Consider the following 18,729-nt stretch of genomic DNA (forward strand, 5'->3'; position numbering starts at 1 on the left):
TTCTTATTCCTTGTAATTTGAGCTTGCAAAAATGCCAGCTCACCCAATGATTTTTTCTATCTGAGAAACATTTAAATGCCGCTCAAATACATCTGCTAGTCGGTCTAGTTCTTGTTCTCGTATTTGCGTCCAATCTTGAGGCTCGTACTTTGCTGGCCGACACCACTGCAAAATATTGAGTAGCGCTTGTGACGATTCAAATAATCCATGAATATAAGTGCCCGCTACTTGGTTGTCTTGTGATACAGCGCCATCGCTATAAGATTGCTTTGCCTGATCGCGCAAAATTGCAAAGGGTCGCGCCAAACCTAAGCCTTTGCTTTTCCCACAGTGAATTTCATACCCTTCGATATTGGTTTCGTTAACATCGAGATTGTTTTTATTAATAAAATTAACGTTGTGTTGTGACGCGTCAGTCAATCCAGCCTGACTATCGACTTGGCTGTATTGGCCAATTAAACACTGGCCAGTAACTTGTTTAAGCTGTTTAGTTGAGTACAGTTTAGTCGTAATATCTAAGAGACCAAGCCCTTTGGTTTCTCCCGCTTTACTTTCAACCCCATATGGATCAGAAATTAACTCACCCAACATTTGAAAGCCACCACATATTCCTAAAACTTTACCTGAGTAACGGCAGTGTCGCTGAATCTGTTGATGCCAACCTTGTTCATAAATATAGCGCAAATCATCTCTAACACTTTTGCTACCTGGAATAATAATTAAGTCAGCACCTTGTAAACTACCTCCCGCTACAACATATTCTAAGTTTACTTGCGGATGCCATTTGAGCGGCTCAAAGTCCGTGTGATTACTAATTCTTGGTAATACTAAAACCTTAATATTAATTTTAGGATTTTGTGTAATCTGTTCTGCATCAATAGCATCTTCTGCGTCGAGCTTAAGTTGAGGAATGAATGGAAGTACGCCTAGTACAGGCTTTTGGGTATTTTGCTCTAACCAATTTAAACCCGACTGCAATAAATTTAAATGCCCTCTAAACTGATTGATGATTAAGCCTTTAACTCTTTGCTGTTCAGTTTTAGAAAGTAAATTTAGCGTCCCCGTTAGATGCGCAAATACGCCTCCTCGATTAATGTCTGCAATAAGCGCTACAGGGCAATTAACCGCTTCGGCAAACCCCATATTTGCAATATCATTTTTGCGTAGATTAATTTCTGCAGGGCTGCCTGCACCTTCTACTAAAATCACGTCGTACTGCTGTTGTAAGCGCGCATAAGACTCAAGCACGCTGTGGAAAGCCAATTGTTTAATATCACCAAAAGAGCGAGCTTCTAAATCACTCACTGACTGACCATGGATTATAACCTGAGAGCGCATATCAGAACTTGGCTTAAGTAGAACGGGGTTAAAGTCAGTAGAAGGCTCTAAACCACATGCTATTGCTTGCAATGCTTGAGCGCGTCCAATCTCTCCACCACTAGCAGTTACCGCAGAATTTAACGCCATATTTTGCGGTTTAAAAGGTGCAACTGATACCCCTTGTCGCTTCAGCAGCCGACACAGCCCAGCAACACAAATACTTTTTCCTGCATCTGAAGTTGTGCCTTGAATCATTAAGCTGCCTTTTAGCTTACCTTTAGCCACCACAGCTCTCCACTTTTGATAAGCCGCAGCCAATATTCAAAGCTGCTAACTGGGGATAAAGCTTTTCGCTTTGCTGATCAGACGTTTCACTAAACACAGACAATTTAGTTTGACTGGCGTAGTCTAGGTTAAAGCGTCGAAACTGCACTCCAGATAGATAATCAATTTTTAAACACCAGGCAACGAGTGTGCGAATAACGCCGGCGTGAGTAAGTATAACTATTGTTTTCCCTTGGTTTTTATACACCAACTTTAAAAAGGCTGACTCTATTCTTCTTGAAAAGTCAGCTAAGGACTCTGCATTCGGCGGTGGGAATCTATTCGGATCTTTAAAAAACTCACCCACTTGATGTGGGTTACTAGAATGGAGTGCTTGGTATTTTTGTCCATCCCAATCTCCAAAAAAGCACTCTCGCCATTGAGTGTCTAGTTGCAAGCTGATGTTTTTTTGCGCGGCATAGTCTTGAGCAAATGCAGAACATCGGCTAAGCGAACTAGAAACGAGTAAATCAAATTTTGGCAACTGGTTAAATTGAGCCGTGAGCTGTTTCCAACCAAATTCAGTTAAAGGTGAGTCGGTATGACCTAACAGAGCATTTTGCAGTACAGGCTCTCCGTGACGAACTAAAATAATTTGAGTATTCAATCTGACCTCCGAAGGTTCCTGCCAGAACTTTCACAAGGCACTGTTTTTAACTTTAATTCGCAGCCCGCGACGACTAAGGTAACTTCGCTTGCGAGTTTGGCTAATGCCTGATTTAACCAACCTGCTTCGTCGGCAAATTTTCTGCTAAGCTCCCCTAACGGAACAATACCACTCCCAACTTCATTAGAAACAATGTAAATTGCACATGCAGCATTGGATTTTAAAGCAGATAAAAACTGACTCTTTTGCTCGTTCCACTGTTTAGCTTGGGGTGAGCAAAGCCAATTGCTTAACCATAAAGTCATACATTCAATTAATACACAGTCAATCTTCGGGTCTAGGTCGCTAAGAATTTGCGCCAGCTCAAAAGGCTCTTCTATCAGCGACCAATGCTGCGAGCGCTGATTTTGATGTTGAATAATTCTTTGCTTCATTTCAGCATCATTGGCTTGCGCCGTAGCAATATATAAAACTTGTTTATACTCACTTGCAAGCTCTTCCGCATAACGGCTTTTTCCGGAGCGAGCACCACCTAATATTAAATGCATATTAAAGCGCTCCCTCAATAAGCACTAAGTAAATTAAAAGCTCGAAAATTTGCTGTGCTGCGCCTAAAGTATCGCCAGTAAAACCGCCAATTTGTCGCTTTAATAACAAAACATAAAGCACTAGCGCAAGTCCTAAAGCCCAAAATAATGAAAGAGCTACTGTTGGAAAAATAAAGAAGCCAGTAGCCCCTACCAATAAATTAATGAGCAAATTTATTCGGCTAGTTGCCATGGCGATGGGTTTTACTTTGCTGCTATCTTCATCGGTAACATAAGGCAAAATAAACATCACACAAACACTCATTGCTCGACTCAATGAGTAGGCTAACAATAAGGCACCAACTATATTTTCAATATGAGTTAAAAATATCCACTTGGCACTTAATGCAAACCATAATCCGGCCGCACCATAAGTACCAATTCGAGAGTCCTTCATTATAGTAAGCTTTTGCTGTTGGCCCCAACCACCACCAAACCCATCGCAAGTATCAGCTAGGCCGTCTTCATGAAAGCAACCAGTTAAAAGTAAACTAAACCCCATGACTAATATGAGTGCTACAGAGACATCAAATAGTTGATTAAAAATCCAAAAAACCAACACGCATAATGTGCCTAGTAAATATCCTACCAAAGCAAAATACCGACAAGCCTCGTTAAGTTTTTGCTGAGAATAATCAAGCCTGCTAGAAACCGGTACTCGACTTAGAAAGCTAATTGCAATTAACAGCAAATTAATTTGCTTGTTTATAAACGTCATACCGCTTGAATTCCTGCAGCATCAAAGCTCGCCATTTGGTTGTAAAATTCTGCAGCACTTTTCAACAAAGGCATTGCTAATGCCGCGCCAGTACCTTCGCCAAGCCTTAGGCTAAGTTTTAGTAGCGGCTTGGCATTTAAATATTTAAGTAACTTTCGGTGAGCCTTTTCTTCAGACTCATGACAGAACACCATATAAGCAGCCGCATTAGAGTTTATTTTTATCGCAGCAAGTGCGGCAACGCTCGCAATAAATCCGTCAACCAAAATAACGCAGCGCGCTTCAGCAGTAGCCAACATGGCACCGCACATCTCAACAATTTCAAAACCACCTAAAAGCGCTAATGCCGACAATACATCATGACATTGACTTTTATGCTTGGTAACCGCTTGTTCAATCAATTGTTGCTTGCGTAAAAAAGTAACATCGTCTATTCCAGTTCCACGACCAACACAATCGGCAACCGGCCAATCTAATAATACGCTTAATAGGGCAGCTGCTGAAGACGTATTACCTATGCCCATTTCACCAAAACCGATAACATTGCTTCCTTGCTGAGTTTGCTTGGCGACCATAGCGCCTCCTAAAGCAATTCCCTTTTCAACCGCTGTGATACTCATAGCCGGTTCATTCAAAAAATTATTTGTTCCTTGGCCTAAAGAACAGTTATGTAATTTAGGATGCTCCAGCGGCGCTAAAATTCCCGCATCAATGACTTCTAGCTGTATTTGGTTGACGCGACAAAAACAATTAATGGCGGCACCACCGGCTAGAAAATTGTTAACCATTTGTTGAGTCACTTCACTAGGAGCAATACTGATCCCTTCTTTGGCAATACCATGATCTCCTGCAAATACCAGCATACACGGCCGATTAATCAGGATTTTATTGTCAACCGCAATAATTTTGGCTAACTGAAATGCAAGCGTTTCAAGATCTCCCAAGGCCCCTGGCGGTTTAGTTTTGTTGTCAATCGTGTGTTTGATTAGCGCATCATGCTGGCTATTTAAATCTAAAATATTAAACACATTAAACTCCAACACTATCGCTGCGACTGCGGTGTTTTAAAATAATAAAAAAGAAAAAGCTTCCTAGCGCAGAAGTAACGATCCCAACTGGCAATACTTGATGTTGTAATAACGAACGCGCAATTACGTCTACCCAAATCATAAAAGTTGCACCAAGAATAAAAGTGACAAGTAAAATCTTATGAATTTGAGGCCCAACTATATAGCGCGCAATATGAGGAATCATTAAGCCAACAAAACCAATTCCACCAACGTGAGCGACTAATACTGCAGTAATAATTGCACATACTATTAACATCATTAGGCGCAACTGATTAACCGGGATCCCCAGTGTCTGCGCGCTTTCGTCTCCGGCCTGTATTGCCACTAACCAACGGCGGTAAATAAAAAACAAAACAAAGCCCAACACCAAAACTAGCGTAGGTAATGGTAGTTCGCTCCACTGACTATTAGAAAAACTTCCCATCATCCAAAACAATAAAGTCGCCGCTGTTTCAGGTTCGGAATAATACAAAATTAAACTAGTAAATGCGGAAAGCATAAAAGAAACAGCAACCCCAGAAAGCAATAAGCGCTCAACGTTAACCGCGGATTTCCCTGCTAAAGTTAACATTAAAAAGACTGAAAATATGCCTCCCACTAAAGCGCCAGCAGTTATGGAAACTGTACCTGCAGAAATAACCGACATGACGACAACGGCACCTAAAGACGCGCCCGAAGATATGCCAAACAAATAAGGATCTGCTAATGGGTTTCGAGTGACCGACTGTAAAATGGCTCCAGTAACAGAAAGCCCAGCTCCTGTAATTAAAGCCATGAATATTCTGGGTAATCGAATTTCCCAAACAATTTGTGTTGTGATTTGATTAACACTACAGTCTAGTTGATTTAGCTCGCAGCCCAACAAAGCATCAAATACTTGTGAAGCGGTTAAATTAACGCTACCTATACCACTGGCAGTAATTAAACTAACTAATAGCAAACAAACTAAAAATAGAATAATCATTATAAAGTGAGTACTATTTCCTAGCTGTTTTTTAAGTGAGTAAAAGTAGTTTTGTTTACTTATTAACATGAGACTCTCCCATGTCGAAGGTAATGCGCAACTTATTGTTGAACGGGTGTGAATCAACCAAACTATCAACTGCAAATACTTGTTTCAAAGTCGGCTGATTAATCACTTCTTCTGGTGTGCCTTGGGCAACAATTTTGCCTTGATCAAGCAAGATAAGCTTATCGCAGTATGCGGCAGCTAAATTCAGATCGTGAATGCTGACAATCACTGTGATGTTCAATTTTTTTGCTAGCGTTAAAACTTCTTTTTGATGACGGACATCTAAATGGTTGGTTGGCTCATCCATAATTAATAATCTGGGACACTGCAAAATGGCGCGAGCAATCATTGCTCGTTGCTTTTCGCCGCCCGATAGCGAGTTCATACTTTGTTCAAGCTTGTCAGCTAAATCGACTTGCTTTGCTGCATTAATAATGGCGAGGCTGTCTGCATGAGTGTCAAATGAAAGCAATGATTTGTTTGGTGTAAGACCCATTCGAATAACATCCATTACACTTAACTCAAAACGCATAGGTGCTTCTTGCAATACCACTGCTAACTGTTGTGCCAAGGCTTTTCTTGAATAACTTTTGAGTGTTTTTCCAGCGAAATCGATATTTCCCTGATTGGGGATTATTTTTTGATATAAACAACGAAGCAAAGAAGATTTTCCAGCGCCATTCGGACCGATAATACCCACGAATTCATTTTGCTTAACCTGAAAGCTAATGTTGTCGAGAATAAGGCGCTTACGTACCTGCCAACTGATGTTAGTAGCATTAATTAACACATTGGACTGATTGACTGTTTGCACGTATTCTGATCCACTTTAACGGTATCTAGCGGATCTTTTAAGGGGGAGTGAATAGGCGGATTTACTCACTGCTCCTTCGAGTGACCCGCTCGATTAGCAAGAATTATCATCTCTGGTAGGTCTCCTGGCTTATAGAGTTAACCGTTAGACCCCTTCCCGGCTTTAGCCAGTGGTATGGTCGTTCGCTCTATTTACAGTTGCGGGCACAGCCGCGGATTTTAACCGCGTTCCCTTTTAAGCGCTAAGCGCACCAAAAATGGATCGCGATTATAGCACGCACAAAGACAATGGAATAGCATTGAGATAATTAAACTTAAGTACACAAAGTAATAAGCGGCTCAGGACTTCACTCTGGGTTTAAAAGCCAGGTAATGGCAGATTTTTTTGATGAGAAGACTTCGGCTTCAACCGAAGTTTTAGAAATTCTTAGCTTATAAACAGATAACAATGCTGAAGCCAAAGTATCTGTAGCAACTAAAGCTAGCTTATAAGTAGAGCCTCTTAAATGAAGATTTTGCTGCACTAGAGAAGCATGTTCTTCTATTTCCGGCATGCTAATGTCAGGATAGGCATTACTGTAGTCGTAACATGCGTTTAGATTATATTTAAACTGAGAGTGAGCAATAAGCTCCATAAACACTTGATTGAGTAAACTAACGCTGACGCCCCCATCAAAGGCAATATCGACGTATCCGCCCCCGTGACTGAACGTCATCTTGTAGCTTTGACTATTTGTACTCGATTCAATTGCAGCCATATGTAATAAAAAACAATATGTTACGTAAGGTATTTAGAGTGTTTTCTATTTATTCTAAAATAGCAAGATAATTTAGGGTATCTGAGATTTATTTGAGTTAATTAGACGCTGGCTACTTACCGAAGTGAATTATTTACGCTACGAATATGGGCTATTAAAATAAAACCAATAAAAAGAACAGTTTACAAATAAACATAATTTTAATATGGGTATTGAGTCAAAAATGTGGCGGTGCAGTAAAAATTAGCAGCGACTTTAACATCTCAGTTAAAGCAGCTAATCGTTTAGCTTTTTTCTAGCCACTGTAAGGTTTGGTTATAACAGTCACTTATCTCTACTTCTATCTGAGTACGTGACAAAAATAGCCGATAAAATTCCGCTAGCATCTTTGTCATTTCATCACCATAAACAAAAGCAAGCCGATAATCTGCCCCCCTTTTGTCAATCATACCCGCAGCAAAGTGATAAAATATTTCAGTTTCTTTTAAATCCACCTCGACAAAGGCGCAACGCATGTCATAGCAAGCTGACATATTCTTTTCGAACTTAGGATGCCTTACTAACGCAGAAAAGCTATCGACCAATTCTTTTAATGTTACCCGGTTAAAAAACTGCACGACACAGTAATTATGCTTAAACAGAAAGCAATAACTCTGTTTCGCTACCTCTAAATTGGCACAGCTCATTCAGTCTTATTACCTTGCATGCGCTTTGACTGCCATAACTCTTCAGGCTGATTATCTTGTTGTGAAAGCAGCCGACAAAAAACAAAAAGTAAATCTGATAAGCGGTTTAAATAAATTCGCGCATTATCGTTAATAGGCTCTTCGTTAGCTGCGGTCACAATGCGCCTTTCAGCGCGTCTACAAATGGTTCTTGCCAAATGACAACTAGTGGTTGCCAATGTGCCCTTAGGCAACACAAACTCTTTAAGCGGTGGCAGCTGCTGGTTAAACTCTTCTAACCAGTTATCAAGTTGTTGTATGTGCTTTTCTTCAATAAGCGTATAGTCAGGCATTGCTAGCTCGCCACCAAGATCAAAAAGGCGATGCTGAATTTCATTTAAAACACTTAGCAACGAGCCATCAATGGGCTGCGAACATACCATACCTATCGCAGAGTTTAATTCATCAACACTACCAATAGCTTCAATGCGGGCTGAGTCTTTTGGATAGCGCTTATTACCACCAATCCCTGTGGTGCCGTCGTCACCGGTTTTGGTTGCTAACTTAGAAAGTCGATTTCCCATGATTAATCCTATTTAAATAAAGTGATGTTGCTAATTAAATGAGTCCACAATCCAACGCTGCTGCCGTTGGCAAGCCAAAGTCAATCTATATCAATAAAAGGCGCGTATTCTATGCAGAAAAACTGTGAATTAATACCACCTAAAGTTCTCATATTGCTATATTTTGTCAGAAAACTGCTTAAATGCTAACACACTTGCTTAAAGTTAAAGCAAGCTCTATGATCTTTTGATTTTTTATAATCTTACAGCATATAGCAACTCGCCAGTTTAAGCGCGCTGCCAGTATTGTTTTTTAACGACCTCATTTTAAAGGCTACTTTGTGAAAGTCATTTGTCTTGTTCCTTCTATAACCGAAACATTAATTTACTGCGGTGTTAATGTGGTGGGCCGTTCTAGATTCTGTATACACCCAGAAAACAAAGTTAGCTCAATTAAAAAGGTTGGAGGAACCAAGGAAGTTGATTGGCAGCAAGCCTCACAACTTGCACCCGATATTGTCATTTTAGACAAAGAAGAAAATACGTTCGCAATGGCAGAGTCTTGCCCTTTTGAGTATATTGCATTGCATATCACCAAAATCGACGATGTGGCGCTAGAACTCAATCGATTAGCGCAAACCTTGCGCAATAAAGCACTACAAGAAATTGCGCTACGCTGGCAACAACTAACGAGTCAGTCAAAGCCGTCAACCCCCATTAAGCTACCCAATATTCCTGGCGTAATTGAATGGTGGATAGAGCCAAGCTCGCAAGCACAGCTTGAATATTTAATTTGGAAAGATCCCTATATGGCAATTGGCGAAAATACCTTTATTCGCTCTGTTCTAGAGTTCTGTGGGTTAGGTCATTACTTAAGTTCGCAGCCAGAAAAATACCCTAAAATTGAGCTAGATCAATTATCAAAAAGCGCCACCTGCTTACTTTTTTCTAGTGAACCTTTTCCTTTCGAACGCTACAAAAAAGAAATGCAATCATTAGGTTTTGCTTGCGGTTTAGTCGACGGTGAAAAATTTTCCTGGTATGGCATTCGTTCACTCATGTTTTTGGAGCAACAACAAGATTCCCAGGCAAAATAACCTACCTGCTGAACTAAGGAACTAGACCTAATGCATGCAGCTTGTTCACCGATATTTTTGCAGTTCAACTTTATAAAGCTGATTGTTCCAATCCTGAACAATCAATTGAGATCTAAAAAGCGCCCATAGCTCTAACATAGAGACAATAATTATGAGGCTAATACCCGCAGCAAAAGAATAAAAAACGATGAGTAAAATGCCAACAATAAATGCGGCTATATCTAGGCAGCCACTTACCCATCGACCTAAATAAAAATGGTGCAACCCTATAATAAAGAACCAATTAAGAGCCGCATAAGTGTCTGGGTCTTTTACTTTTTTCTTTACTGAAGCATAAAAAGCTTTCTTACCATTCTCCGAAAGCAAGTTTATCTGCTCACGTAAGTCTTCTTCCTCAGTGTCTACTTGCTGTTGATTTAGCAACTTTCCTCCTATTGCAAAGGATCGATACATTTGCAAAAACTATCTTTTTGCGAGCAGGACTTAATCCTAAGAGCGCCTCGCTTTAACCCTTTAAATACACCGTACTTTTCAATCGCTTGGTAAGTATACTCTGAACAGGTTGGCTGAAAATTGCAGTCAACACCAAACCAGCGACGACCACCTCCTGTTACCCGGTATTGACGAATCAGTGAAAGAAGCACTGGTTTCACAATTATCTACCCAAAGTTATAATTGCCGCTTCTCTACTCCAAAACAGTAAGTAGCGCTTGCGCTCAATCACCTGAAAAACCATTTGCCAACCTTCTGCGGCTAAGGCATTTAACTCGGCTTCAATTTTTTTTAGCGGCATCCCAGACGCCCCTAATAAAATGGTTCCGCAACCGCCTTCGGCAATGTGTACAACTTTATATTCTTTGAACCTATTATCCATTTTATTTCCTTCTGCATTTTAATTTTTAGATTTTAAACTTCAGCGATAGACCTAAAACGACTTCCAACATTATTTGTGTTGTAGACTACAAGTAATGACATACCTAGCTTCATAACAAACTTTTGCTCAACCATAGCATAACTTTCAAGCATAGTGAAAATTACTCAGCGTCTTAAAAGCATCAATAAAAAAAGGCCGCATAGCGGCCTTTTTTACTTACTTATAGGTTATCCGATTTTTCTTATACTTCAAAAGGATCTCGACGGGTAATCGTTTCTACCCTATCTGGACCAGTAGAGACAATATCAACAGGAACTTTAACTAACTCTTCAATTTTTGCGATAAAGTCACGCGCATTTTGCGGTAGTTCTTCCCAAGACTGTACGCCAAAAGTATTCTCACTCCAACCAGGTAGTTCAATATATTCGGGCTTTACTCGCGCAAAACCTTCTGCGCCAACCGGTGTTGTGGTTAATTGGCCTTTTTCTGGGCAAGTATAACCAACACAGATTTTTACCGTTTCTAAACCATCTAAAACATCTAGCTTAGTTAAACAAATACCGGTAACACTATTAACTTGAATGGCTCGTTTCAATGCCACAGCATCTAACCAACCGCAGCGACGCTGACGCCCCGTAGTTGCACCAAACTCGTGGCCTTTTTCGCCTAAGCGCTGCCCCACCTCATCAAACAACTCAGTTGGGAAAGGTCCGCCACCTACTCGCGTTGTATAGGCTTTGGTAATACCTAAAACATAATCTAAATATAACGGACCAAAACCTGAACCAGTGGCAGTTCCACCAGCAGTCGTATTTGACGAAGTCACATAAGGGAATGTCCCGTGATCGATATCAAGTAAGGTACCTTGTGCGCCTTCAAATAATAAAGACTCATTGTTGGTTCTCGCTAAGTGCAAGGTTTCAGTGACGTCTTCAACCAAATCCTTCAACATTTCAGCGTAACCCAAACATTCTTGATAAACGGAGTCTAAGCTAATCGCTTGTTGTTTAAAGTAGTTAGTTAACACAAAGTTATGGTACTCCAAAACTTCCGTTAACTTTTCTTTAAGGCGTTCTGGGTAAAACAAATCATCAACTCGTAGCCCGCGTCTTGCGACCTTGTCTTCATAGGCTGGACCAATGCCTCGGCCAGTGGTTCCTATTTTCTTGTCACCCGTTTTAGCCGCTTCTCGAGCTTGGTCGAGCGCAATATGGTACGGCAAAATTAGAGTACAGGCACCGCTGATTCGCAGGCGCTCTCTTACCGGTACGCCGTTCCCTTCAAGCATAGTCATTTCTTCTTGTAGTGCCGCAGGCGACAAAACAACACCATTGCCAATAAGGCATTTAACGTCGTCACGTAATATTCCTGAAGGAATAAGATGCAATACCGTCTTTTTACCGTCTATAACCAAAGTATGGCCTGCATTGTGGCCACCTTGATATCTAACCACGGCGCTTACTCGATCAGTTAACAAGTCAACGATCTTACCTTTACCTTCGTCACCCCATTGGGTGCCTAAAACAACTACATTTTTTGACATAACAAGATTTCTTTAAAATGCCTTAAAAGGAAACCGCGCATTGTACTCTTATCGTCTTAAAATTTCTGCATTTTTTAGCTATATTTCCGCTATTTTTTACAAAATTTAAAGAAAATCGCTTAGTTTCAATAGGTTAAAAGAGAAACAGTTTTTTACCTAACTAACCAAAGGGTCAACAAACCGCTTAACATTACCACTAGCCCCACGCCTCTCAAGCTCGCGTCAGGAAGCTCCGCTAAACTAATTACCATAGATTTCCAGCGCTTTGGTGCGATAAAAGGCATCATACCTTCTAGTAATAAAGCAATCGCGACCCCGGTAAGAAACTCTGTCATAACTCCTCCTACAATGAGTATTTTAAAGACGAAAAAAAGGCAGTCAAAAGACTGCCTTAACAAACCTGCACTCTGCAGTGCTTAATTTTTGCCTTTAGAGTCTTTTAAATACTTAAAAAACTCTCCTTTCGGCTGAACTACCATAATGTCGTCTTTGTTTTTAAAAGACTCTTTGTAGGCATCTAAACTTCGTAAAAATGCGTAAAAGTCTGGGTTCTTATTATAGGTGTCAGCGTAAATTTTAGCTGCCAACGCATCCCCTTCACCACGCGTTGTTCGTGCGTATTCATCTGCTTCGGCTTTAATCTTTTTAACCGTCGCATCGGTCGTCGCAATGATGATATTACCTTCTTTCTTACCTTTACTGCGGCGCTCATCGGCAGTTGCTTTACGCTCAGAAATAATCTGATTGTAAACATTAGGCAAGACTTCATTAGTGTAATTAACCATTTTTACACGAATATCAACTACTTCAATACCGTAATCGGGTACACGCTTGTTTACATCGTTACGTATTGCGTTCATTAACTCTTCACGCTGTTCTGCAACGGCTTCAATTAATGTACGTTGACCAAATTGATCACGCAGTCCATTGTCTACAAGCCGCTCTATAACACTTTCTGCCTCGGTAAAACGACCTTGAGTACGTAAGTAAAATTGCGAAAAGTCATTTACTTTCCACTGCACATAAGTATCGACATCAAGAAACTGTTTATCTTCGGTTGTAAATACGTTAGGTGCGCCATCCATTGTTTGGACACGTGCATCTAATGAAATAACCTTTTCAATCAAAGGAAACTTCCAATGTAAACCAGGCTCAAATGTTGTTGGTAAATCATTTTCATCACGGAGAACCTTACCAAACTTTAGCTTTAGTGCGCGTTCTGTTTCTAAAATAACGTACACAGAATCAGATAAGATAAAAACCGAGAGAATAATAAAAAACGCGATAAATGGGCTCTTGTTACTCATTATTTTGCCTCCTGTGCGCTACGCTTTTTCATTATTTGATCAAGCGGCAGGTATATCATGTTATTGCCATTATCAACATCGAGCATTACTTTAGTAGAGCGGGACATTACATGCTCCATTGTCTCTATATACAAACGCTGCCTAGTCACTTGTGGCGCGGCTAAATATTGAGGTAACAACTGTTCAAAGCGGGCAATTTCACCACGCGCTCTAGCCAAAGCTTCGGTTTTATAAGCATCAGCTTGCTGCTTCATTTTTTCTGCTTCAGCTTCTGCTAGCGGTAAGTTTCGGTTTTTATAAGCTTGTGCGTCTTGAACTTCTCGCTTAGCATCTTGCTCTGCTCGGTTAACTTCTTCAAAGGCATCATTTACTTGGCGAGGCGGTAACGCTCTTTCTAGAGTCACTGTTTCAATTTTTATACCGCTTTTATAATTACTCAAAATCGAAATGATTTCTTGTTGTAAGCTATTTCTTATTCTTTCTTTTTCTGAGGTTAAAACCGCATCTACATTGTTATCACCCAACACTTGACGCAGTGCACTTTCAGAAGCTTGCAATAAAGCTTCGTTAGGATTGCTTAAATTAAACAAGTAATCTTCTGGGTCAATGATTCGATATTGCAGACCAATTTCCACTTCTACAATATTGATATCTTTAGTTAACATACGCCCATCAACGCGCGCTTGTAACAACTCATTAGTGTTAACTTTATAGATTTTATCAATTCCCCATAAACGCCACCCAAGGCCAGGACCGACCGTTGTATGGTATTTTCCAAATCTTAAAATAACTCCACTTTCCGCTTCGTTCACGGTATAAACACCAGCGAATGACCATACTAGCGCCAACACAACAACAGCAATACTGAAAAAGCCTTTGCTACTGCCACTAGATTGACCGTTGCCGCCTTTGCCGCCACCAAAAATTCCGCCAATTTTCTTAAAGACCTCGTCTATATCTGGCGGGCCATTTTGTTTATTACGGTTCCCCCAAGGATCTTTATTACCATTGTTACCTGGTTCGTTCCAAGCCATGTTTCTCTCCAGTCAGTTTGAAGTCATGTATTATTAAAGTTATTGAACTCATCATTGCGCTCTATTTTAATCGAGCTGCCTTAAATGCTGCAACCATAGTAGCCGCGCCACCAACTAATATTAATTAGCCGGCAGTCTACTTAGATAAATCGTCTATTACTAGTGTTTCTATTAAACCATTGGTTTGTCGGCAAAGTCGACGCCAGTCGGCAATATTGATATTCACTTGTATATCAATGCTTGCATCTTCATTAACCGATTCTGCTTCAACCACATTCAAGTTATATAATTCACTGCGAATGCCTAAATGTTGTGGCAAAAGCTTGATTTTCAAGTGTTCCCATTGAATATCTAGTTGATGACTGATAGTTTGCTTTAACAGCTCTAGTCCTTCGCCTGTTTTTGCTGAACACCATACTCTGTCGGGGTCATCATCAATGCCCGGTTCGGTTTTAGCCGCTACCTGCTGCATATTGTCGATTTTATTGTAAACCTCGATGGTTTTTATATCGCTCGAACCAATCGACTCTAAAACCTGATAAACTTGGTCAATATTGTCCTCTTTACGCTCGTCAGACGCATCAATGATATGTAACAAAATGTCTGCTTGACGGCTTTCTTGTAAAGTCGCTTTAAAAGCAGCGACTAAATCATGGGGTAAATGTCGAATAAAACCAACCGTATCACTTAAAATAACATCTTGGCCGGGAACTAATTGAATTTTTCTATGGGTAGGGTCAAGCGTAGCAAAAAGCTGATCGGCAGCGTACACCTCAGCATTAGTTAAAAAATTAAAAAGCGTTGACTTGCCTGCGTTAGTATAACCGACCAATGCCACTGTAGGGGTATTACCGCGCTTTCTAGAGCGACGGCTTTGTTCCCGCTGCTTTTCTACTTTTTCTAAGCGTTTTTGAATATTTTTAATACGATCTCTTAACAATCGGCGATCGGTTTCTAATTGAGTTTCTCCAGGACCGCGTAAGCCAATCCCACCTTTTTGACGCTCCAAGTGGGTCCAACCCCGGATTAAACGAGTTGATAGATGATTTAATTGGGCAAGCTCAACCTGCAATTTACCTTCGTGAGTTTTTGCTCGTTGCGCAAAAATATCCAGAATAAGGCCGGTTCTATCTATCACCCGGCACTCTACCAAGCTTTCTAAATTACGCTCTTGTGCAGGAGATAAGCGATGATTGAACAAGACAACATCAGCCTCACTGTGTTTCACAATTTGCGCAATCTCGTCGGCTTTACCGGTACCAATAAAGTATCGTGCGTCCGGTGACATTCGGCTACCACCTACTACGTCTTTTACCACTAAGCCAGCAGAAACCGCCAGCTCAATAAACTCATCTTTATCTTCTTTATTTTGGGAATCAGGAAAGTCTATGTGTACTAAAACGGCGTTTTCACCGCCAGCGTGTCTATCAAACAATCAAATTTACTCTTTTATTGAAAAAATCGCTAACTAAAAGCTTAATAAAGCCCGCGAGTGCTTTATGCCAGCAAAGTTATCGTTATATGGAGGGATAATTTACTATACTTAGACAACAAAACGCCAGTGCAATCGCGTTGCAAACTGACGTTTCACATAATGCCAAAGCAAAGTAGCAAGAATTAATATAACTCGTTAAACGTATTTAATGCCTAACTAGTAAAGCCACAAACCCTAAAAGTTTCCAGCACTCTCACTAGAGCTATCACCATTTTCACCTTCACCTGCGTGCGGCAATTTAACATTCCGTGCAGGTACAACAGTAGAAATAGCGTGCTTGTACACCATTTGACTAACGGTATTTTTTAACAAAACAACAAACTGATCAAAAGACTCAATTTGCCCTTGCAGCTTAATACCGTTAACTAAAAAGATCGAAACTGGAATTCGCTCTCTGCGTAGTGCATTTAGATAAGGGTCTTGTAAGGACTGCCCTTTTGACATGATTGTCTCCTTATTGTTTTTATCTTGAGACTAAATTGGAAAAGTCTCTATATTATTGTTCTTGAAAAGCCTGCAGACTGATAGCAATACTTTAACAAAAACCATCCGTGTCACAAATGCAAAATACATTTGAACATTCAAACTCATCACCTTAAAGTGGCTCTATTTTTGACTGTAATCTAGCCAAAAACAAACCTAAAACTGACAACATTCGAGTCTTAAGCCACCTGCCCACTAATTTTAGCATTGATTATACGCTTCTGCTAAATAATTAATGTTAAAACATTTAGTGACGGCTTAACTCCTTAGTAAGGGCAAACCTGAAAGAGTTCAACCTTTTCAAATAAAAATATTTACTGGTCGATCCCATGGTATTAGTTTAACACTCTAATGCCGCAACACAACGAATCACACCATAGCTATATTTCTCTTCAAGTAACCCAAAAACCTTACTCATTAGCCCTTTTTCTTCCGGATTAAACATTTGCAGTGATTGTGTAATAGACTGATACTCTTGCTGCGATATTTGAAGTACCTGCAAAGGATCTAAGTCACCGGCTTTAATCGCTTGGCTCAAATGTGAGTAAATCGTGTTTTCAGTTAAGCCGCGTTGCTGGGCAATTTCTGCAACCGATAATTGTTGCGTATACAACAATATAGATTGATTGACGGTGTCCGAAAATTCCTTATTTACCGCTTCTGGCAGCTTAAATTGCTTAATGACTTTTAAAAAATCTTTTCCATAAAGTGTTAATTTTCGCTCACCAACTCCATGAATAAATTTAAAGTCTTGAGCGTTTTCCGGCCGCTTAGTCGCCATTTCGATTAAGCTCGCATCATGAAAAATAACATAGGGAGGAACGCCCTGTGAATCTGCAAGCAATTTGCGTAACTCTTTCAGCGCTTCAAATAGTTCACGATGGACTTCCGCCACCGCTGATTTCTTGCTCGTATTAGCTGCGCTAATTTTAACGCTTTCTCTTGCTAAAATTGTTTGCAGCCCTTTAAGTACTGCTCGGCTCTTTTGGTTTAGTTGAAGCGCACCATAGAGATCGTGATTAACCGACAAGTAGCCTTGAGCGACTAACTGTCTAAATAAACTTCGCCACTGCGCAACGCTCAATTCATTGCCAACCCCAAAAGTAGAAATTTGCTCATGCCCATGCTTAATTATTCTATCGTCAGCTTTACCTAGAAGCACATCGGTAACGTAGGCAACTCCAAAGCGTTGTCCGGTACGATAAACACAGGACAAAGCCTTTTGTGCGGCAATGCTCGCGTCCCAAGTTTTGGGCGGCGCTAGACAGTTATCGCAGTTACCACAAGGTGCGGTTAGAGTCTCGCCAAAATACTCCAATAAAGCTTGACGCCGACAGCTAATCATTTCACATAACCCTAACATTGCCTCTAGCTTTTGTTGCGAAACCAACTTATAACTTTGCTGAGCATTCGATTGCTGCATCATTTGACGCAGGGTAATAACATCTTGTAACCCATAGGCCATCCAAGCCATTGCGGCTTGACCATCACGCCCAGCTCTACCTGTCTCTTGATAATATGCTTCTATGCTTTTAGGCAAACTTAAATGAGCAACAAAACGAACATCAGGCTTATCAATTCCCATTCCAAATGCAATGGTTGCCACAATAATCACGCCAGGCTCACGCAAAAACTCTTGTTGATTTTTTTGCCGAATATCATTCGATAAGCCTGCATGATATGGTAGCGCATTTCGACCTTTAGATTGCAGCCATTGTGCCGTCGCTTCAACTTTTTTACGCGACAAACAGTACACAATACCACTATCATGGGGTTGTTGAGTCTGGATAAAATCCCATAACTGATTGCGGTTATTTTGGCTCTCACTAATCACGTATTGAATATTAGGGCGGTCAAAACTATTAATAAACTTTTTTGCGTTTACTAAAGCAAGCTGGTCAATAATTTCTTGCCGAGTTGAATGATCAGCGGTTGCAGTTAAAGCAATTCGAGGAACATCTGGAAAAATTTGATGGAGCGCCGCTAACTGCTGATATTCTGGCCTAAAGTCATGCCCCCATTGAGAGACACAGTGCGCCTCATCAATTGCAAATAAACTAATTTTTATTTTTGCTAAAAGATCGAGGCAGGCAGGCGACAAAATTCGCTCGGGAGCAACGTAGAGCAGTTGGTACTGACCATTCAGTAATTCATTTTCAATTGTCTTAACTTCGCTAGCAGTTAAACTTGAGTTTAAAAATGCTGCGTTAACGCCCACTTGTGACAAAGCGTCAACTTGATCTTGCATTAAAGCAATCAGTGGCGAAACCACTACACCGGTTCCCTCTCTAAGAATTGCCGGTATTTGATAGCATAACGACTTGCCTCCACCCGTGGGCATAAGCGCAAGAACGTCTTGGCCACAGACAAGTGACTCGATAATTTCAGCTTGATTAAAGCGAAACGCTTGATACCCAAAAGTATCTCGTAAAATATTTAAAGCTTCTTGCATAAGCGCC

At 40.5% G+C, this 18,729-nt stretch carries 21 protein-coding genes and 1 riboswitch; of the genes, 1 reads left to right on the plus strand and 20 read right to left on the minus strand.

The annotated features are described in order from the left end of the window. Positions 1–39: 39 nt before the first annotated feature. The 10 genes from ACUR5C_RS12315 to ACUR5C_RS12360 form a co-directional block, all read right to left on the minus strand. Positions 40–1,605, minus strand: a complete 1,566-nt coding sequence (locus ACUR5C_RS12315) for a cobyric acid synthase (protein ID WP_454465435.1) — start codon at positions 1,603–1,605, stop codon at positions 40–42. Next, positions 1,598–2,251 (minus strand): histidine phosphatase family protein, encoded by a 654-nt coding sequence (locus ACUR5C_RS12320; protein ID WP_454465437.1) that lies wholly within the window; start codon positions 2,249–2,251, stop codon positions 1,598–1,600. Before ACUR5C_RS12320 ends, ACUR5C_RS12315 begins: the two co-directional genes overlap by 8 nt. Next, complete coding sequence (gene cobU, locus ACUR5C_RS12325) at positions 2,248–2,799, minus strand: bifunctional adenosylcobinamide kinase/adenosylcobinamide-phosphate guanylyltransferase (protein WP_454465438.1); 552 nt, start codon at positions 2,797–2,799, stop codon at positions 2,248–2,250. Before cobU ends, ACUR5C_RS12320 begins: the two co-directional genes overlap by 4 nt. 1 nt (position 2,800) lies before the next feature. Further along, a complete protein-coding gene (locus ACUR5C_RS12330; RefSeq protein ID WP_454465439.1) occupies positions 2,801–3,556 on the minus strand; it encodes an adenosylcobinamide-GDP ribazoletransferase in 756 nt (251 codons plus the stop codon). Continuing rightward, positions 3,553–4,584, minus strand: a complete 1,032-nt coding sequence (gene cobT / locus ACUR5C_RS12335; protein WP_454465440.1) for a nicotinate-nucleotide--dimethylbenzimidazole phosphoribosyltransferase — start codon at positions 4,582–4,584, stop codon at positions 3,553–3,555. Before cobT ends, ACUR5C_RS12330 begins: the two co-directional genes overlap by 4 nt. A gap of 1 nt (position 4,585) precedes the next feature. Then, positions 4,586–5,659 carry a FecCD family ABC transporter permease gene (locus ACUR5C_RS12340; RefSeq protein WP_454465441.1) on the minus strand — a complete coding sequence of 358 codons (1,074 nt, stop codon included), beginning with the start codon at positions 5,657–5,659 and terminating at the stop codon, positions 4,586–4,588. Continuing rightward, positions 5,646–6,452: an ABC transporter ATP-binding protein gene (locus tag ACUR5C_RS12345; protein WP_454465442.1), complete on the minus strand. Its 807-nt coding sequence runs from the start codon at positions 6,450–6,452 to the stop codon at positions 5,646–5,648. Before ACUR5C_RS12345 ends, ACUR5C_RS12340 begins: the two co-directional genes overlap by 14 nt. Before the next feature lie 97 nt (positions 6,453–6,549). Continuing rightward, positions 6,550–6,722: riboswitch (cobalamin riboswitch) on the minus strand. Between the two features lie 76 nt (positions 6,723–6,798). Then, positions 6,799–7,167 carry a hypothetical protein gene (locus ACUR5C_RS12350; protein ID WP_454465443.1) on the minus strand — a complete coding sequence of 123 codons (369 nt, stop codon included), beginning with the start codon at positions 7,165–7,167 and terminating at the stop codon, positions 6,799–6,801. 326 nt (positions 7,168–7,493) lie between these two features. Continuing rightward, on the minus strand, positions 7,494–7,895 hold the full coding sequence (locus ACUR5C_RS12355; RefSeq protein WP_454465444.1) for a hypothetical protein: 402 nt from the start codon (positions 7,893–7,895) through the stop codon (positions 7,494–7,496). Beyond that, the gene (locus tag ACUR5C_RS12360; protein WP_454465445.1) at positions 7,892–8,458 is read right to left on the minus strand and encodes a cob(I)yrinic acid a,c-diamide adenosyltransferase; all 567 of its coding nucleotides are present in this window, start codon (positions 8,456–8,458) and stop codon (positions 7,892–7,894) included. The genes ACUR5C_RS12355 and ACUR5C_RS12360 overlap by 4 nt, the downstream gene beginning before the upstream one ends. Positions 8,459–8,778: 320 nt before the next feature. Between ACUR5C_RS12360 and ACUR5C_RS12365 the strand changes: the two genes are divergently transcribed. After that, positions 8,779–9,534, plus strand: coding sequence for a helical backbone metal receptor (locus tag ACUR5C_RS12365; protein WP_454465446.1), 756 nt, complete (start codon positions 8,779–8,781; stop codon positions 9,532–9,534). A gap of 45 nt (positions 9,535–9,579) precedes the next feature. Here ACUR5C_RS12365 and ACUR5C_RS12370 read toward each other — a convergent pair whose 3' ends face one another. The 10 genes from ACUR5C_RS12370 to recQ form a co-directional block, all read right to left on the minus strand. Then, positions 9,580–9,957 (minus strand): TM2 domain-containing protein, encoded by a 378-nt coding sequence (locus ACUR5C_RS12370; protein ID WP_454465447.1) that lies wholly within the window; start codon positions 9,955–9,957, stop codon positions 9,580–9,582. 8 nt (positions 9,958–9,965) lie between these two features. Continuing rightward, positions 9,966–10,187, minus strand: a complete 222-nt coding sequence (yidD, locus tag ACUR5C_RS12375; protein ID WP_454465448.1) for a membrane protein insertion efficiency factor YidD — start codon at positions 10,185–10,187, stop codon at positions 9,966–9,968. 2 nt (positions 10,188–10,189) lie between these two features. Then, positions 10,190–10,408: a DUF4177 domain-containing protein gene (locus tag ACUR5C_RS12380; protein ID WP_454465449.1), complete on the minus strand. Its 219-nt coding sequence runs from the start codon at positions 10,406–10,408 to the stop codon at positions 10,190–10,192. Between the two features lie 241 nt (positions 10,409–10,649). Continuing rightward, entirely contained in the window at positions 10,650–11,951 is a 1,302-nt protein-coding gene (locus tag ACUR5C_RS12385) for an adenylosuccinate synthase (RefSeq protein ID WP_454465450.1), read from the minus strand. Between the two features lie 152 nt (positions 11,952–12,103). Continuing rightward, a complete protein-coding gene (locus tag ACUR5C_RS12390; protein WP_454465451.1) occupies positions 12,104–12,286 on the minus strand; it encodes a DUF2065 domain-containing protein in 183 nt (60 codons plus the stop codon). Positions 12,287–12,367: 81 nt separating this feature from the next. Then, on the minus strand, positions 12,368–13,258 hold the full coding sequence (gene hflC / locus ACUR5C_RS12395) for a protease modulator HflC (RefSeq protein ID WP_454465452.1): 891 nt from the start codon (positions 13,256–13,258) through the stop codon (positions 12,368–12,370). After that, on the minus strand, positions 13,258–14,292 hold the full coding sequence (hflK, locus tag ACUR5C_RS12400) for an FtsH protease activity modulator HflK (RefSeq protein ID WP_454465453.1): 1,035 nt from the start codon (positions 14,290–14,292) through the stop codon (positions 13,258–13,260). Before hflK ends, hflC begins: the two co-directional genes overlap by 1 nt. A gap of 136 nt (positions 14,293–14,428) precedes the next feature. Further along, complete coding sequence (gene hflX / locus ACUR5C_RS12405; RefSeq protein ID WP_454465454.1) at positions 14,429–15,727, minus strand: ribosome rescue GTPase HflX; 1,299 nt, start codon at positions 15,725–15,727, stop codon at positions 14,429–14,431. A gap of 234 nt (positions 15,728–15,961) precedes the next feature. Continuing rightward, positions 15,962–16,231, minus strand: coding sequence for an RNA chaperone Hfq (gene hfq / locus ACUR5C_RS12410; protein ID WP_454465455.1), 270 nt, complete (start codon positions 16,229–16,231; stop codon positions 15,962–15,964). A 379-nt stretch (positions 16,232–16,610) separates the two neighbouring features. Beyond that, the gene (gene recQ / locus ACUR5C_RS12415) at positions 16,611–18,722 is read right to left on the minus strand and encodes a DNA helicase RecQ (protein WP_454465456.1); all 2,112 of its coding nucleotides are present in this window, start codon (positions 18,720–18,722) and stop codon (positions 16,611–16,613) included. Between the last annotated feature and the right edge of the window lie 7 nt (positions 18,723–18,729).

This window comes from Aliikangiella aequoris (assembly GCF_053709105.1).

Bases quoted from the DNA above. Each gene is read 5' to 3' on its own strand.
- hfq (WP_454465455.1), bottom strand. From the start codon at position 16,231: ATGTCAAAAGGGCAGTCCTTACAAGACCCTTATCTAAATGCACTACGC.
- ACUR5C_RS12340 (WP_454465441.1), bottom strand. From the start codon at position 5,659: ATGTTAATAAGTAAACAAAACTACTTTTACTCACTTAAAAAACAGCTA.
- ACUR5C_RS12380 (WP_454465449.1), bottom strand. From the start codon at position 10,408: ATGGATAATAGGTTCAAAGAATATAAAGTTGTACACATTGCCGAAGGC.
- hflK (WP_454465453.1), bottom strand. From the start codon at position 14,292: ATGGCTTGGAACGAACCAGGTAACAATGGTAATAAAGATCCTTGGGGG.
- cobU (WP_454465438.1), bottom strand. From the start codon at position 2,799: ATGCATTTAATATTAGGTGGTGCTCGCTCCGGAAAAAGCCGTTATGCG.
- ACUR5C_RS12390 (WP_454465451.1), bottom strand. From the start codon at position 12,286: ATGACAGAGTTTCTTACCGGGGTCGCGATTGCTTTATTACTAGAAGGT.
- ACUR5C_RS12350 (WP_454465443.1), bottom strand. From the start codon at position 7,167: ATGACGTTCAGTCACGGGGGCGGATACGTCGATATTGCCTTTGATGGG.
- ACUR5C_RS12385 (WP_454465450.1), bottom strand. From the start codon at position 11,951: ATGTCAAAAAATGTAGTTGTTTTAGGCACCCAATGGGGTGACGAAGGT.
- hflC (WP_454465452.1), bottom strand. From the start codon at position 13,258: ATGAGTAACAAGAGCCCATTTATCGCGTTTTTTATTATTCTCTCGGTT.
- recQ (WP_454465456.1), bottom strand. From the start codon at position 18,722: ATGCAAGAAGCTTTAAATATTTTACGAGATACTTTTGGGTATCAAGCG.
- ACUR5C_RS12355 (WP_454465444.1), bottom strand. From the start codon at position 7,895: ATGAGCTGTGCCAATTTAGAGGTAGCGAAACAGAGTTATTGCTTTCTG.
- ACUR5C_RS12330 (WP_454465439.1), bottom strand. From the start codon at position 3,556: ATGACGTTTATAAACAAGCAAATTAATTTGCTGTTAATTGCAATTAGC.
- ACUR5C_RS12360 (WP_454465445.1), bottom strand. From the start codon at position 8,458: ATGGGAAATCGACTTTCTAAGTTAGCAACCAAAACCGGTGACGACGGC.